Genomic DNA, 15194 nt, shown 5'->3' on the forward strand with positions numbered 1-15194 from the left:
TGGACCGGTGACCATTTCTCCTGAACTTCCCGCCACCCCGACTGCCGCCGCTGTCCGCTTCCGGACGGTCGACCTTCGGGGCAGGGACCTGACGCTTGCCGGTTTGCGCGCCGCTGTTCCCCGTGCCCGGCAGCACACCGTGGCGGATGCGGAACAAAAGGTGCTGGATATCATCAAAGCCGTCCGCGAGGACGGCTTCGCAGCCCTCAGCGACCTGGCACTCCGTTTCGACGGAGTCCAGCAGGTCCACCCCCGCGTCCCGGCGGCCTCGTTGGCCCGGGCGCTGGCGGAACTGGATCCGGCGGTTCGCAGCGCATTGGAAGAATCCATCAGCCGGGCCCGGCGCTTCGCGGACGGGCAGCGGCCGCGGGATCTCGACGTCGAACTCGGCGACGGTGCGCTGGTGAGCCAGAACTGGGTGCCGGTATCGCGGGTCGGCTTGTACGTCCCCGGCGGTCTCGCCGTCTATCCGTCGTCGGTCATCATGAATGTTGTCCCGGCGCTGGCTGCGGGAGTGCAGTCCATTGCCCTGGCATCGCCGCCGCAGAAGGACTTCGGCGGCCTCCCGCACCCCACCATCCTCGCGGCAGCGGCCCTGCTCGGCATCGACGAGGTCTACGCCATCGGCGGGGCCCAGGCCATCGCTGCGTTCGCCTATGGAGTGCCGGCGCATGACTCCGGGCCGGCGCTGGAGCCCGTTGATGTAGTCACGGGTCCGGGAAACATTTTTGTGGCTACGGCGAAGCGCCTGGTCAAAGGTGTGGTGGGAATCGATTCCGAGGCGGGGACCACCGAAATCGCGATCCTGGCTGATTCAACGGCGCAACCTGGCCTGGTGGCGGCGGACCTGATCAGCCAGGCGGAGCACGACCCCCAGGCGGCTTCCGTGCTCATCACGGACTCGGAGGACCTGGCCGCGGCGGTCCGCTCCGAACTGGACCGGCAGGCGGCCGGCACCAAGCACTCCGCGCGTGTATGCGAGGCGCTCTCCGGCCCGCAGTCGGGAGTTGTCCTGGTGGAGAACCTGGAGCAGGGCATCGCCGCCTGCGACGCCTACGCCGCTGAACACCTTGAAATCATGACCGCTGACGCGCCGGCGGTCGCTGCCCGGATCCGGAACGCCGGGGCGATCTTTGTGGGGGACTACAGTCCTGTCAGCCTGGGCGACTACTGCGCCGGCTCCAACCACGTCCTGCCCACCAGCGGGACCGCGGCGTTTTCCTCGGGACTGAACGTCACCACTTTCCTGCGCGCCATCCAGGTCATCAACTACAGCCGGGCCGCGCTGCAGGAAGTCAGCGGCCACATTGTGAGCCTGTCCGGTGCCGAGGACCTGCCGGCGCACGGTGAAGCGGTCACCGCGCGCTTCCGCGAGGCCCGCTAACGCCGCAGGCCTTGCGGGGCCGGCTACGGGCACCACTACATGTGGTAATTACAGGATTGTTATTCCGCTACATGTAGTCGTAAACTGAGAGACGGAGAGGTCCGCCGGGGCCGGAAACATCGGCGCCGGAAGACATCGAGGGAGAGGACACCATGTACTGTCCATTTTGCCGCAATCCGGACTCCCGCGTTGTGGACAGCCGCATGGCCGACGACGGCTCGGCCATCCGCCGCCGCCGGCAGTGCCCGGAATGCGGCCGCAGGTTCACCACCGTGGAAACCACCAGCCTTTCGGTGATCAAACGCTCCGGAGTGGGCGAACCCTTCAGCCGCAGCAAGGTCATCAACGGCGTGCGCAAGGCATGCCAGGGCCGGCCGGTCAGCGAAGACGACCTGGCGCTCCTTGCCCAGGAGGTGGAGGAGCAGATCCGTGCCTCGGGCGCGGCTGAGATCGACGCCCATGAAGTCGGCCTGATCATCCTTGGTCCGCTGCAGAAGCTAGACCAGGTGGCCTACCTGCGTTTTGCCAGCGTGTACCAGGCCTTCGAATCCCTTGAGGACTTCGAAACGGCCATTGCCCTGCTCCGCCACGAGTCTGTGGAAGAAGGCACCCAACCCGCGGCGGCGCCCGCGAAGAGCTCCGAAAAGAGCCCCCTGTAAGCTCCGGTGGTGGCCGCGGAGGGGAAGCCGCCGCCACCACCGGCGCCCGCTGCCTCTCGGCACCGGGCAGCTACATGCTATTTTGTGAGCTTGTGCTTAATGGCAATTTCGACGGCGGCACCGACGATCCCGGCCTCATTCTTGAGTTCGGCCGGCACGATCCGGGTGCGCAGTTTGAGGTGCGGCAGGTATTCGTCTGCGCGCTTGGAGATGCCACCTCCCACGATGAACAGCTCGGGCGAGAACAGGAATTCCACGTGCGAGAAGTAGCGCTGCAGCAGCACGCTGTATTCCTCCCAGCTCAGTCCGTCCCTTTCGCGGGCCACGGCTGAGGCTTTGCTTTCGGCGTCAAAGCCGTCGATCTCCAGGTGCCCCAGTTCAGCGTTGGGGACGAGGCGGCCATCGAAGATGAATGCTGAGCCGATTCCGGTGCCCAGGGTGATCACCAGGACAGTGCCATCCACCCCCTGACCCGCACCAAAACGGGCTTCCGCCAGCCCGGCGGCGTCGGCGTCGTTAATGACCTCCACCGGGCGGCCAAGGCGTGCGGTCAGCAAAGCATCAATGTCGGTGTGGAGCCAGGTCTTGTCCACATTGGCCGCCGAATGGACCACGCCATGCTGGATGATGCCGGGGAAGGTGACGCCCACGGGCGAATCCGCGGCCGGAGCCTCCGGGCGGCTTGACAGCTCGGCAACCACCTGCGCCACGACGTCGGCTACGGCGGCAGGGGTGGCGGGCTGGGGCGTAGGCACGCGGAACCGCTCACCCAGCAGCTTGCCTTTTTTCAGGTCGACAATGCCGCCCTTGATTCCTGTACCGCCGATGTCAATGCCGATCAGCGGGGCGTTCTTGTGCGACTTCTCGTCCTTCTTGGCCAATGTTGTTCCGTTCGTGGCAGGGCGGCAGGTCGGCCGGGCGGCTGACCGGAAAAAACTTCAGGGGAGCGTGAGGATTTCGGCGCCGGATTCTGTCACCAGCAGTGTGTGCTCAAACTGGGCGGTCCGCTTGTGGTCGCGCGTGACAACTGTCCAGTCGTCCTCCCACATGTCCCACTCGATGGTGCCGAGGGTCAGCATGGGTTCGATGGTGAACACCATGCCGGCCTCGATGACTGTGTTGTAGGCCGGCGCGGCATCGTAGTGGGGGATGATCAGGCCCGTATGGAACGCTTCGCCCACGCCGTGGCCGGTGAAGTCCCGCACCACGCCGTAGCCGAAACGCTTGGCGTAGGACTGGATGGCCCGGCCGATCACGTTGATCTCCCGGCCGGGAGCCACGGCTTTGATGGCGCGGTTGAGGGATTCCCGGGTGCGCTCCACCAGGAGGCGTGATTCGTCGTCTACGTCGCCCACCAGGAACGTGTGGTTCGTATCGCCGTGGACTCCGTTGATAAATGCCGTGATGTCGATATTGAGGATGTCGCCGTCCTGGATCACAGTGCTGTCCGGGATGCCGTGGCAGATCACTTCATTCAGCGACGAGCATAGGGACTTCGGGAACCCGCGGTAGCCAAGCGTGGACGGGTAGGCCTTGTGGTCCAGCAGGAATTCGTGACCCACCTTGTCCAACTGGTCGGTGGTTACGCCGGGCCTGATGTGCTTGCCCACCTCAACGATGGCCTGTGCGGCGATCCGGCTGGCGATCCGGATTTTCTCAACGGTCTCGGCGGATTTGATCTCGGAGCCGGTGAACTTGGCCGGGCCGGGCTTGCCTACGTATTCCGGGCGCGGGATGGACGCGGGAACAGTGAGCTGCGGGCTGACGGTTCCGCGGGTAAGGGTGCCGGTGGGTGCAGTCGAGGCTAGGGAAGGCATAGATTGATCATATAAGGCACCGCATTAGGCCAAGTAACTGGAAGCCCCAAGCTGTCCGCATCCACGTTTAAGTTACGTGGATCACCGCAGGGCCCCGCCGGCTGGAACGAGGAGGACCGATGACTGAGTACTGGTACAACGTGAACACCCACGAGGTGGAAGAGGACGCGCTCTCAGACTGGAGCCAGCTGATCGGCCCCTACAAAACGCGGGAAGAGGCCGAACACGCTCTCGAAAAAGTCCGGGCCCGCAACGAGGCCTGGGACAAACAGGACGACCAAGACTGACGTGCGAGGGGCCCCGGGCGAGCTTGCGAGCCTGGGGAGCGCGTCAGCTGCTAGAAGGAGTGCTCCGGTCCGGGGAACTGGCCTGTTCGGACCTCATCGCCGTACGCCTTCGCCGCGTCACTGAGGGTAGTGCGCAGGTCGGCGTACTGTTTGACGAACTTCGCCATCTTGCCGCCGCGGAACCCGGCCATGTCCTGCCACACCAGCACCTGCCCCGTGGTGGCGTTGCCGGCGCCGATCCCCACCGTCGGCACGCCGACCGCCGCGTCAACGGCGGCCGCAGTGTCCGCCGGAACCATTTCCATCAGGACGGCGAACGCCCCCGCCTCCACCAGCGCCACGGCGTCGTCAATCAATCGCTGGGCGTCATCCCCGCGGCCCTGGACCCGGTATCCGCCCAGCGCGTGTTCACTCTGGGGGGTGAAGCCGATATGGGCCATCACCGGGACGCCGGCCTGGACCATGGCCCGGACGGTTTCCGCGTAGTATTTTCCGCCCTCGATCTTGACGGCATGGGCCAGCCCCTCCTTGAGGAACCGGACACCTGTTTCCACACCCTGCTGCGCCGAGACTTCATAACTGCCGAACGGCAGGTCTGCCACCACCAGGGCACGCTTGGCGGACCGCGCCACGGCGCGGCAGAGGGGCAGGAGTTCATCCACTGTGACCGGCAGGCTGGTCTCGTTGCCGAATACGTTGTTGGACGCCGAGTCGCCGACCAGGAGGACCTCGATGCCGGCCTGGTCGAAGATCTCCGCGCTGTACTGCTCGTAGGCGGTCAGCATGGCGAAGCGTTTGCCGTCCCGCTTGGCCTGCTGCAGGTGGTGGATACGTACCCTGGGTGCGGGCTTCGCGTTCATTTCCGACGACGGCGGCTGCACCGGTGCAGGTCCGTTTCCGTAGGGTGCGTGTACTTCAGCGGACGCGCTTGACTCAGAGCTATTGGTTGAGGCCATGGCAAGAGCGTAATGCGGCAGCAGCAGTCCTAGCCACCGCAGACGGGCCGGCGGACCGTGATCCGCGTCATATTCACGTGCCCGCCAAGGGCATTTTTGCCACCTGCGGGCGCGGCCGTCAATGGTTGCTGTGTTAACGCTGTGTTACGTGCGGCGCCGTCGCCCGCATTGGAGCCGATTGCTTAGTAAAGTGATGGTGAACTGCTGCCGGCTGCCGCTTCCGCGGACCCGGGGCATGAACGATTGACCGGAGAAGAGGCCATCATGGACCGCCAGCAAGAGTTTGTCCTGCGCACAATCGAGGAGCGCGACGTACGGTTCGTACGTTTGTGGTTCACCGACGTCGTAGGATCACTCAAATCGGTGGCACTTGCCCCGGCCGAGGTTGAAGGTGCGTTCGAGGAAGGGCTCGGTTTCGACGGTTCAGCCATCGAAGGCCTGGCACGTGTGTTCGAATCGGACATGCTGGCGCAGCCGGATCCGTCCACGTTCCAGATCCTGCCGTGGCGTGGCGAGACCGAACAGACCTCGCGTATGTTCTGCGACATCCTGACTCCGGACGGCGAACCGTCGGCCGCGGATCCGCGCAATGTCCTCAAGCGCACGCTGGCCAAGGCTGCGGACATGGGCTTTACGTGCTACACGCACCCGGAGATCGAGTTCTACCTCCTCAAGTCCCAGCAGCCCGGGCCCGACGGTGCTCCGGTACCCGTTGACGAGGGCGGCTACTTCGATCACGTTCCCGGCGGCGTGGCGCAGGATTTCCGCCGCACGGCCGTGACCATGCTGGAATCCGTGGGCATTTCGGTTGAGTTCAGCCACCATGAAGCCGGTCCCGGCCAGAACGAGATCGACCTGCGCTACGCGGACGCCCTGCAGACCGCGGACAACATCATGACGTTCCGCACGGTGATCAAGGAAGTGGCCCTCCAGCAGGGAACCTACGCCACATTTATGCCCAAGCCTTTCACCGACCACCCCGGCTCCGGGATGCACACGCACTTCTCGCTGTTCGAGGGCGACACCAACGCTTTTTATGAGGCGGGCGCCGAATTCCAGCTGTCCAAGACGGCCCGCCAGTTCATCGCAGGCATCCTGAAGCACGCTCCCGAGTTCACGGCTGTGACCAACCAGTTCGTAAACTCCTACAAGAGGCTCTGGGGTGGCGGCGAAGCGCCCAGCTACCTCAGCTGGGGCCACAACAACCGTTCGGCCCTGGTCCGCGTCCCGCTGTACAAGCCCGGCAAGGGCCAGTCGGCCCGCATCGAATACCGCGGCATCGATTCGGCAGCGAACCCCTACCTTGCCTACGCCGTCCTGCTGGGGGCCGGGCTTAAAGGGATCGAAGAGGGCTACGACCTGCCCGCCGCAGCAGAGGACGACGTCTGGTCACTGAGCTCCGCCGAGCGCCGTGCCATGGGTCACGACCCCCTGCCCGCCAGCCTTCACGATGCCATCCGGTCCATGGAGGACTCCGAACTGATGCCCCAGATCCTCGGCGAGCAGGTCTTCGAGCACTTCCTGCGCAACAAGCGTGCCGAATGGCAGGACTACCGGCTCCAGGTGACGCCCTACGAGCTGCAGCGCAACCTCGGCATTCTCTAGGCGGCAGTGAGCCTCGCACGCCGCCTCATCTCAGCCGGCTTCAGTGACCTGGAGAAGGGTGAGCGCTTCCTTGCTGCCCCGGAACTGGACGGCTTGGACCCGGACAGGATTTTCGCCGGCCTGCAAATGGCCGCCAACCCCGACACCGCACTGCAGTCACTGGTGCGGCTGATCGAAAAGCACCCCGGTCTCCGGGAGCTGGCCGCGGCCGATCCGGAGGTCAGCGAGCCGCTCTACCGGGTGCTCGGGGCCTCCGAAGCGCTGGGAGAATTCCTCATCCGGCACCCTGAGCACCTGGACGCCTTCGACGTCACGGCCAGTCCCGAGCCACTTCAGGCAGACCCGGAACGCCTCCGCTCTGTCCTCCTGAAATCCGTTCTTGCGGAGCCCGGGTCAGCACGGCCCGTGGCGGGAATGACCGGAGCCGACGCCTATGCCGCGCTGCGGTCGGCCTACCGCCGCGGGGTGGTGGACCTGGCGGTCAAGGACATGTGCGCTGCTGACCCGTTGGACTTTATGCCCGCCGTCGGAGCTGAACTCGCTGACCTGGCAGGGGCCGCGATCGAAGCCGCACTGGCAGTTTCCCGTGCCGAGGCTGCCGAGCAGTTCAGCGCCGGGGAGGTGGCCGCCGTTGGCCTGGCCGTCATCGGGATGGGCAAATGCGGAGCGCGGGAACTGAACTATATTTCCGACGTCGACGTCATCTACGTGATCGACGCCGGCGACCTGGACGACGCCCGCGCCAGTACTATCGGCACGGCCTTGGCCACCGGTATTTCCCGGGCGATCTCCTCCGTGGCGCGTGAACCCGGCCTCTGGGAAGTGGACGCCAACCTGCGGCCGGAGGGCAAGTCCGGCCCACTGGTCCGAACCTTGGCCTCACACGAAAGCTACTACGCCCGCTGGGCCGAGAGTTGGGAATTCCAGGCGCTCCTGAAGGCGCGGACCATCGCCGGTGACAAGGACCTGGGGGAACGCTACGAAAAAGCCGTGGCCCCATTGATCTGGAGCTCCGCGGGCCGTGAAGGGTTCGTGGAGTCCGTGCAGGCGATGCGCCGAAGGGTTACCGAGCATATCCCGGCGGCGGAGGAACAGCGGCAGATCAAACTCGGCCGCGGTGGCCTTCGGGACGTAGAGTTCACCGTGCAGCTGCTCCAGCTGGTGCACGGAAAATCCGACGAAACCATTCGGCGCAGGGATACCACCGCGGCAATAGCGGCACTCTCGGCCGGCGGGTACATCGGCAGGTCCGACGCCGCCGCTTTCGATCACGCGTACCGGTACCTTCGCCTCCTGGAACACCGCATCCAGCTGTTCCAGCTCCGGCGGACACACCTGATGCCGGTCAGCGAAGCGGCACAGCGCTCCCTCGCAAAGGCAGTGCTCAGCCCGTTCTCCAATGACAGGCCGCCGCCGGCTTCGCTGCTGGCCACCTGGCAGAAAACCAAACGCTCCGTCCGCGAACTGCACGAACGTATTTTCTACCGTCCGCTGCTTAACACCGCTGCCAAACTCAGCAGCGAGGACGCCAGGCTGACGCCGGAGGCAGCCCAGGGTCGCCTCGCCGCGCTGGGCTATCGTGACCCGCGGGGCGCCATGCGGCATATCGAGGCACTCACCGCCGGTGTCAGCCGGCGGGCAGCCCTGCAACGCCAGCTGCTGCCCGTACTGCTGGACTGGCTCGCCGAAGGTGTTGATCCCGACGCCGGGCTGCTCGCGTTCCGGCGCGTCAGTGAGGCCCTTGGCACTACCCACTGGTATCTGGGCATGCTCCGGGATTCCACAGCGGCGGCTGAACGGCTATGCAACGTGCTCTCCAACTCACGCCTGATTGCGGATCTTTTGGAGGTTTCGCCGGAGTCGGTGGCGTGGCTGGGCACCAACAAAGACCTCGTGCCGCTGGGCTTCGACGCCCAGTGGCAGGAGATCGCGTCCAAAATGTCGCGCCACTCGGACCCGGAAAACGCCATCAGGCTGATCAGGCTCATTAGGCGCCGGGAGATCCTCCGGATCGCGATCGCCGATTCTGCCGGGCTTCTCAACCAGGACCAGGTGGGCGCGGCGCTGGCTGACACAGACCGGGCAGCCGTGCTGGGTGCGCTGCGCCTGGCCGAAGGCATCGTCTCTGCTGCTGGACCGCTCAAGACGGCGGTATTGGTGGTGGCGATGGGCCGCCAGGGCGGCCGCGAGATCGGCTACGGCTCCGACGCCGACGTCATGTACGTGCACCGCGCGTTGCCGGGCTACACGGACGAGGAAGCGCAGGATCAGGCGGCCCGGATTGTCGCCAAGGTCTCCAGCCTGCTCACGCAGCCGCTCAAGCCGGCCATCATGGCCGAGCGGGTACTGCAGATGGACGCGGATCTTCGGCCCGAGGGCAAGAACGGGGCCATGGTCCGCTCGCTCGATTCGTTCGCCGAATATTACCGCCGGTGGTCGTTGATCTGGGAAGCGCAGGCGCTGCTGCGGGCCCGGCCGATGGCGGGCGACGATGCCCTGGCCGAGGACTTCCTGGCCCTCATCGACCCCATCAGGTACCCGGAGTCGATTTCGGAGCAGGACGTCCGGGAGGTTCGCAGGGTCAAAGCGCGGGTGGAAGCGGAGCGGTTGCCGCGCGGGGCGGATCCGGCACGCCACGTGAAGCTTGGCCGCGGCGGACTGAGCGACGTCGAGTGGCTGGTGCAGCTCCTTCAGCTCCAGCACGCGGCCAAGCACCCGGAACTGCGGACCACATCCACGGTGGAGGCCCTGGAAGCGGCGGCTGCACTGGACCTGCTCACCGGGCCTGACGCGAAACTGCTGGCCGACGCGTGGCGGCTCGCCAGCCGGATCCGGTCCGCCAACGTCATCTGGAGCGGCAGGGCGTCGGACACACTGCCGTCCGCACGCGGGGACCTTGAGGCGGTGGCCCGCTGGTGCGGCTACGAACCTGGCAACGCGGCCGCCCTGGAAGAGGACTACCTCCGCCTGAGCCGGCGGGCCCGGGCCGTGTTCGAGAGGGCCTTCTACAGCCATTAGCGGCTGTCCGGGTCCTCCTCGAAGGCTGCAGACAGCCGCGCCGGTGCGGTGCTAGGTTGGGGGCCATGGCAACGCAAATTTACGTGAACCTGCCCGTCAAGGACCTGAAGCGGTCCATCGATTTCTTCACCGCCCTGGACTTCTCGTTCAACCCGGACTACACCGATGAAAACGCGACCTGCATGATCATCAACGACAACGCCTTTGTCATGCTCCTAGTGGAGGGTTTCTTCAAAACCTTCACCTCCAGGGATGTAGCCGACGCCACCAGTTCCACGGAGGCCATCATGGCCTTTTCGGTGGACAGCAAGGAAGCCGTCGACGCAACGGTACGCAAGGCGCTGGCAGCCGGCGGCGCCCCGTCGCAGGAGGTCCAGGACTACGGCTTTATGTATAACCACAGTTTCCAGGACCCGGACGGGCACCTGTGGGAGGTCCTCTGGATGGACCCTGCCGGTCCACCGGCCGACGACGGGGCCCCCGCCGGATCAGACGGACAGCCGACCTGAAAACCCGGGTTGATTCGGTTTGGCTCATCGCACTGGATGACCTCGACACTGATGCCCTTGCCATCCAGTTGGGAGAGGTGGCAAACATTGAGCTGGGCCCAGGCCAAAGCAGCTTCGTGGGTGACCCGCTCCGCACGGTCCTGGCGGGACTGGAGGAGGATTCGCGGTTCCCTTTTGTCGTGGAGGCCGCGGGCTACGCCGTTGGCGTGCTGACCCTCCAGGCCGGTGCCGCGCGCCTGGCCGGCTGGCCGGACGAGGACTCTGCGTGGCTGCTACGCGGTTTCCTGATCGACAGGCGCCACCAGGGGCAAGGCCTCGGGCCGCTGGCGGCAACGTCCGCGGTGGAGGCGGCCGCGAAACTGACCGCCAGGCGCGGAACGCACGAGGCCGGCGTCGTGCTCTCCGTCAACGAAGCCAATCCGGCCGGGTTGTCCGCGTACAGGACCGCCGGCTTTGTGGACCAGGGGCAGTACCTAGGCGGCAGTTCCGGACCGCAACGGATCATGTACCGGAGCTTCACGGGATAATTCGTCCAGACACGGCAGGCGGGCATTGCCTCCGGCTCCACATTGATCGATCATGTGGATTGGCGGTGTTCTTCAAACCTTGTTGGGGGGAAGGCTTGAAAAGTCTTCGTCTCGGGGAGCACATGTCAGGGGGCTGGCTTCTGGTCTCAGCACGTCTGGAGTCAGCCCCCACCCTAGGGACAAAAAAGTCCGCCCGGCCTGCAGCATTGACGCTGGCAGCCCGGGCGGACTTTTTGGCGGACTGAACGGGTTCAGCCGCGGATCTGGCTAGACGCCGTAGTAGAGCTCGAACTCGTACGGGTTCGGGCGCAGGGACAGCGGGCGGATCTCGTACTCGTACTTGTACTCGATCCAGGTGTCGATCAGGTCCTGGGTGAACACGCCACCGGCCTGGAGGAACTCGTTGTCCTCGCGCAGGGCCTCCAGTGCCTCTTCCAGCGAGCCCGGAGCCTTAGGGATGTCCTTGGCTTCCTCGGCGGGCAGCTCGTAGAGGTCCTTGTCGATCGGAGCCGGCGGTTCGATGCGGTTGCGGATGCCGTCAATGCCAGCCATCAGCTGGGCAGCGAAGGCCAGATACGGGTTGGACGAGGGGTCCGGAGCGCGGAACTCGATGCGCTTGGCCTTGGGGTTGGAACCCGTGATGGGGATACGGATACCGGCGGAGCGGTTGCCCTGCGAGTACACCATGTTGACCGGAGCTTCAAAGCCCTTGACCAGGCGGCGGTAGGAGTTCACCGTCGGGTTGGTGAAGGCGAGGACGGACGAGGAGTGCTTCAGCAGGCCGCCGATGTACCAGCGGGCCATGTCGGACAGGCCGGCGTAGCCCTTTTCGTCGTAGAACAGCGGCTCGCCGTTGGTCCACAGCGACTGGTGGCAGTGCATGCCCGAACCGTTGTCGCCAAAGACCGGCTTCGGCATGAAGGTCACGGACTTGCCCCAGGCGTCGGCCGTGTTCTTGACGACATACTTGAACTTCTGCAGGTCGTCTGCGGCGTGGGTCAGGGTGGTGAACTTGTAGTTGATTTCAGCCTGGCCGGCGGAGCCTACCTCGTGGTGGCTGCGCTCAACCTCGAGGCCGGCCTCATCCAGGGCGACGCACATGGCGTCGCGGAGGTCAGCCTGCTTGTCGGTGGGGGAAACCGGGAAGTAGCCGCCCTTGATGGGGGTCTTGTAGCCGAGGTTTCCGCCGTCTTCTTCGCGGCCGGTGTTCCAGTGTGCTTCTTCGGAGTCGATCTTGTAGAAGCTGCCCTCGGGGGAGGACTGGTACTGGACGTTGTCGAAGACGAAGAATTCGGCTTCCGGAGCGAAGAACGCGGTGTCGGCGATGCCCGTGGAGGCGAGGTAGGCCTCAGCCTTTTCGGCCACGCCGCGGGGGTCGCGGTGGTAAGGGTCTCCGGTGCGGGGGTTCACGATGGAGAAGTTCAGCGCAAGGGTCTTCTCCATGCGGAAGGTGTCCAGGAATGCGGTGGTGACGTCCGGGATCAGCTGCATGTCGGATTCGGCGATGCCCTGGAATCCGCGGATGGAGGAACCATCGAAGAGCTGGCCGTTGACGAAGAAGTCCGCGTCGACGCTCTTTGCCGGCACGTTGAAGTGCTGCTGCACGCCCGGGAGATCGGTGAAGCGGATATCGACGAATTTAATATCTTCGTCCTTGATGAACTTGAGGACTTCGTCCGCAGTCTTGAACATCTATGCTCCTTACGCATATGTAATATCTGGCTGGCAAGCCAACTGATCCAGCGCAATCCGAAGGGCAGGGAAACCAAGTTTCCCTGCTTGGGAGGTATTGCTTGAAACTGCTATCAGCCTATGGACACGTCATTTCCCGTCAGTGTCCACATTGTTTCGGGCAGGTTACAGAATGCCCTGTTCAGGTTACAGAATTGTCCTGATCAGGTAACGCTATCCGGTGTCCGTAGTGTGGTCCAACGGTTTCCACTCTGTGGTCGGCGGTGAGTCGGTAAGCTTGGACGGTGGTAGATCGCAATGACATTGGCTCCTGGCTCAGCGGACCGGACACGTCCGGCATCTCAAGGTACCCGGGGGAGCGACTGGGATTGCCCGAATCCGGTTCCGGCTCCATCGCCAGGGCGGGCAGGCGCATCCTCGCCATCGTCCTTGACTGGGGGATTGCCCTGCTGATCAGCAATTTTGCCTTCGGCGGTGACTCCTGGGCCACGTTGGCGATTTTCGCCGTGGAACAGATGCTGCTTGTGGGCACCCTCGGTTACAGCATCGGCCACCGCGTGGCCGGGATCCAGGTGCAGCGGCTGGGCGGCGGGCCCGCCGGTCCAATGGCTGCCGTGGTGAGGTCGGTGCTGCTGTGCCTGGTGATTCCCGCCGTCATTTTCGATCCGGACCAGCGGGGACTGCACGACAAGGCGATGAATACGATCCTTGTGCGGCGCTAGCAGTAATCAGGAACCCGGCCTCGCCGGTTCGCCGGCGCCTGACGTCCGCGAACACCTGACAGCTCTGAACACAGCCAGTGCGCCGTCAGACCCCCGCTGTTTCCTTTGTCCCGGCAGGAACGGCCGTGCCTGGCGTCAGGTAGCCGCGCTTTCCGGCCCAGCGTTCGAACGCGACAGTGGCGAACGGGAACACCGCCGACAGTCCCGCGAACAGGGCCACAACGAATGGCCACCGCTGGAGCCGCCACAGGGCGAGGGCGGCGATGCCGTAGCCCACAAACAGCGCACCATGGATGGGGCCGGCGATCTCCACACCCAGTTCGGTGGTCTTGGCGATCCACTTGAAGTACATGCCAGCCAGCAGGGCAGCCCAGCTGAAGGCTTCGGCAACAGCCAGGACGCGGAAGGCCCGGATAACAAGGGTTCTAACGGGAATGGTCATGTTGCTACTTCCAATCAATGCGCCCGCCTGTTCTGCGGCGTCCGGCAGACAAAACCGCCCTGGTTCCGGCAAGCCGGAACCAGGGCGGTTCAAGGGTCTTAGCGTCCGCGGTTGGGGCGCGCTTTGTAGGGGTCGATTCCCTTGGGAATCGGGAGGCGGTTGCCCAGCGAGGAAATGCGCTTGGATACCGCATTCACCTCAAGCTTGGTCAGTTCATTCTTCAGCTTGCCCATTTTCTTGGCTACCTGGCTGATGGGAACCTGGCCCTCGCCGCGGCCGCTTTCGATCATGTGGACCGTGACGTTCGGGAGGATGCGCGCCAGGCGCTTACGCTCGGCGTCGAGCATTGGCTTGACGCGGATGGTGGGGCCTTCGCTGACGAGGACGACGCCGGGACGGCCGACGGCGCGGAACACGGCGTCCTGCGTGCGCGGGTTTACGGCGACCGGCTGGTCCTCGGTGATCCAGCCGCGCTTCAGCGTGCCCAGTGCCGCGCCGGAGGCTCCGGGCTGGTTCTCGATCTGGGCGAACGCGGCACGTTCGGCACGACGCGAAAGGATCAGGGTGGCGCCGAGGAGGCCCAACGGAATACCGATGAGCAGGCCGGTGATCCAGTTATCCAGCCAAAAACCCACCAGGAAGCTGACAGCCACAACACCCAGGAACACCAGCAGCATCAGCCACGGGACCATGGGATCATGGCGGCGGGTCATGTTGAAGACTTCGCCGATCTGCTTGAGCCGGCTGGGCTTCTTGGCCTTTGCTTCTTTTGGCTTGCGCGAGAAGAGGCCACGCTTCGGGGCGTCAGATGCCGCCGGAGTGCTGTTACTGGAATCAGGGGAGTTCGCCATAGTTCCTCAATTCTACGTGATTTATGCCTGAGGGCCGGACGCCGGAGAATGTCCGGTGCCGGCCCCCAGGGATAGCAAACTACGGCTTAGGCGCGGGCTGCGAGCAGTGAGCTGGCTTCCTGGCGGGTGCTGCCGGAGGATTCGATGTGGGCGAGCTGGGCGGGGATTTCCCAGCCCTTCTTGCGCATCGCGGTGGCCCAGAGCCGGCCGGCCCGGTACGAGGAACGGACCAGCGGGCCGCTCATGACGCCGAGGAAACCGATCTCCTTGGCCTCGTCCTGCAGGTCCACGAATTCCTGCGGCTTGACCCAGCGGTCCACCGGCAGGTGCCGCTCGGACGGGCGCAGGTACTGGGTGATGGTGATCAGGTCACAACCGGCCTCGTGCAGGTCCCGCAACGCCTCGGAGATCTCCTCACGGGTCTCGCCCATCCCCAGGATCAGGTTGGACTTGGTCACCATCCCCAGCTTGCGGCCCTGGGTGATGACATCCAGGGACCGGTCATACCGGAACGCGGGCCGTATGCGCTTGAAAATCCGGGGCACGGTCTCGACGTTGTGCGCGAAGACCTCCGGCTTCGAATCGCAAATCGCCGCGATGTGCTCGGGCTTGCCGGAGAAGTCAGGGATCAGCAGTTCGACGCCGGTTCCCGGGTTCAGCTCGTGGATCTTCCGGACCGTCTCGGCGTACAGCCACACACCCTCATCGGCCAGGTCATCCCGGGC

At 64.9% G+C, this 15194-nt stretch carries 15 protein-coding genes; 8 read left to right on the forward strand and 7 right to left on the reverse strand.

The window, feature by feature from the left end:
* Window positions 1-7 precede the first annotated feature (7 nt).
* Window positions 8-1384 (forward strand): histidinol dehydrogenase, encoded by a 1377-nt coding sequence (hisD, locus tag CXR02_RS19835; protein ID WP_104063549.1) that lies wholly within the window; start codon window positions 8-10, stop codon window positions 1382-1384.
* A gap of 152 nt (window positions 1385-1536) precedes the next feature.
* Complete coding sequence (nrdR, locus tag CXR02_RS19840) at window positions 1537-2043, forward strand: transcriptional regulator NrdR (protein WP_104063550.1); 507 nt, start codon at window positions 1537-1539, stop codon at window positions 2041-2043.
* Between the two features lie 77 nt (window positions 2044-2120).
* Here the strand turns inward: nrdR and ppgK are convergent, their stop codons facing one another.
* Both ppgK and map read right to left on the reverse strand, forming a co-directional pair.
* A complete protein-coding gene (gene ppgK, locus CXR02_RS19845) occupies window positions 2121-2924 on the reverse strand; it encodes a polyphosphate--glucose phosphotransferase (RefSeq protein ID WP_104063551.1) in 804 nt (267 codons plus the stop codon).
* A gap of 57 nt (window positions 2925-2981) precedes the next feature.
* Window positions 2982-3860 (reverse strand): type I methionyl aminopeptidase, encoded by an 879-nt coding sequence (gene map, locus CXR02_RS19850; protein WP_104063552.1) that lies wholly within the window; start codon window positions 3858-3860, stop codon window positions 2982-2984.
* A 119-nt stretch (window positions 3861-3979) separates the two neighbouring features.
* Here map and CXR02_RS22210 point away from each other — a divergent pair, with 119 nt between their 5' ends.
* Complete coding sequence (locus CXR02_RS22210) at window positions 3980-4147, forward strand: SPOR domain-containing protein (protein ID WP_141140108.1); 168 nt, start codon at window positions 3980-3982, stop codon at window positions 4145-4147.
* A gap of 50 nt (window positions 4148-4197) precedes the next feature.
* Here the strand turns inward: CXR02_RS22210 and panB are convergent, their stop codons facing one another.
* Window positions 4198-5103, reverse strand: a complete 906-nt coding sequence (gene panB, locus CXR02_RS19855; RefSeq protein WP_104063553.1) for a 3-methyl-2-oxobutanoate hydroxymethyltransferase — start codon at window positions 5101-5103, stop codon at window positions 4198-4200.
* Between the two features lie 264 nt (window positions 5104-5367).
* On the opposite strand from panB, the gene glnA (CXR02_RS19860) reads away from it, so the two are divergent.
* From glnA (CXR02_RS19860) to CXR02_RS19875, 4 genes are all read left to right on the forward strand, one after another.
* Window positions 5368-6708, forward strand: a complete 1341-nt coding sequence (glnA, locus tag CXR02_RS19860; RefSeq protein ID WP_056342417.1) for a type I glutamate--ammonia ligase — start codon at window positions 5368-5370, stop codon at window positions 6706-6708.
* Window positions 6709-6714: 6 nt separating this feature from the next.
* Entirely contained in the window at window positions 6715-9726 is a 3012-nt protein-coding gene (locus CXR02_RS19865; RefSeq protein WP_104063554.1) for a bifunctional [glutamine synthetase] adenylyltransferase/[glutamine synthetase]-adenylyl-L-tyrosine phosphorylase, read from the forward strand.
* A 65-nt stretch (window positions 9727-9791) separates the two neighbouring features.
* Complete coding sequence (locus tag CXR02_RS19870; RefSeq protein ID WP_104063555.1) at window positions 9792-10235, forward strand: VOC family protein; 444 nt, start codon at window positions 9792-9794, stop codon at window positions 10233-10235.
* A complete protein-coding gene (locus CXR02_RS19875; protein ID WP_104063562.1) occupies window positions 10214-10762 on the forward strand; it encodes a GNAT family N-acetyltransferase in 549 nt (182 codons plus the stop codon). Before CXR02_RS19870 ends, CXR02_RS19875 begins: the two co-directional genes overlap by 22 nt.
* A 267-nt stretch (window positions 10763-11029) precedes the next feature.
* Here CXR02_RS19875 and glnA (CXR02_RS19880) read toward each other — a convergent pair whose 3' ends face one another.
* A complete protein-coding gene (glnA, locus tag CXR02_RS19880; RefSeq protein ID WP_104063556.1) occupies window positions 11030-12454 on the reverse strand; it encodes a type I glutamate--ammonia ligase in 1425 nt (474 codons plus the stop codon).
* 284 nt (window positions 12455-12738) lie between these two features.
* Here glnA (CXR02_RS19880) and CXR02_RS19885 point away from each other — a divergent pair, with 284 nt between their 5' ends.
* Window positions 12739-13176, forward strand: a complete 438-nt coding sequence (locus CXR02_RS19885) for an RDD family protein (protein ID WP_104063557.1) — start codon at window positions 12739-12741, stop codon at window positions 13174-13176.
* Window positions 13177-13261: 85 nt separating this feature from the next.
* Here CXR02_RS19885 and CXR02_RS19890 read toward each other — a convergent pair whose 3' ends face one another.
* The 3 genes from CXR02_RS19890 to CXR02_RS19900 form a co-directional block, all read right to left on the reverse strand.
* Window positions 13262-13618, reverse strand: a complete 357-nt coding sequence (locus CXR02_RS19890) for a DUF3817 domain-containing protein (protein ID WP_104063558.1) — start codon at window positions 13616-13618, stop codon at window positions 13262-13264.
* A gap of 98 nt (window positions 13619-13716) precedes the next feature.
* Window positions 13717-14469, reverse strand: a complete 753-nt coding sequence (locus CXR02_RS19895) for a DUF4191 domain-containing protein (protein WP_104063559.1) — start codon at window positions 14467-14469, stop codon at window positions 13717-13719.
* An 86-nt stretch (window positions 14470-14555) separates the two neighbouring features.
* Window positions 14556-15194: lipoyl synthase (locus CXR02_RS19900; RefSeq protein WP_146072572.1), on the reverse strand; the 639-nt coding region annotated here is incomplete at its 5' end.

This window comes from Arthrobacter sp. 4R501 (genome assembly GCF_002929755.1).
Lineage (GTDB): Bacteria > Actinomycetota > Actinomycetes > Actinomycetales > Micrococcaceae > Arthrobacter.

What these genes read in the sequence shown, in the direction of transcription:
- map (WP_104063552.1), bottom strand. Translation starts at nt 3,860, where the DNA reads ATGCCTTCCCTAGCCTCGACTGCACCCACCGGCACCCTTACCCGCGGA.
- CXR02_RS19895 (WP_104063559.1), bottom strand. Translation starts at nt 14,469, where the DNA reads ATGGCGAACTCCCCTGATTCCAGTAACAGCACTCCGGCGGCATCTGAC.
- panB (WP_104063553.1), bottom strand. Translation starts at nt 5,103, where the DNA reads ATGGCCTCAACCAATAGCTCTGAGTCAAGCGCGTCCGCTGAAGTACAC.
- glnA (WP_056342417.1), top strand. Translation starts at nt 5,368, where the DNA reads ATGGACCGCCAGCAAGAGTTTGTCCTGCGCACAATCGAGGAGCGCGAC.
- CXR02_RS19870 (WP_104063555.1), top strand. Translation starts at nt 9,792, where the DNA reads ATGGCAACGCAAATTTACGTGAACCTGCCCGTCAAGGACCTGAAGCGG.
- CXR02_RS22210 (WP_141140108.1), top strand. Translation starts at nt 3,980, where the DNA reads ATGACTGAGTACTGGTACAACGTGAACACCCACGAGGTGGAAGAGGAC.
- nrdR (WP_104063550.1), top strand. Translation starts at nt 1,537, where the DNA reads ATGTACTGTCCATTTTGCCGCAATCCGGACTCCCGCGTTGTGGACAGC.
- glnA (WP_104063556.1), bottom strand. Translation starts at nt 12,454, where the DNA reads ATGTTCAAGACTGCGGACGAAGTCCTCAAGTTCATCAAGGACGAAGAT.
- CXR02_RS19890 (WP_104063558.1), bottom strand. Translation starts at nt 13,618, where the DNA reads ATGACCATTCCCGTTAGAACCCTTGTTATCCGGGCCTTCCGCGTCCTG.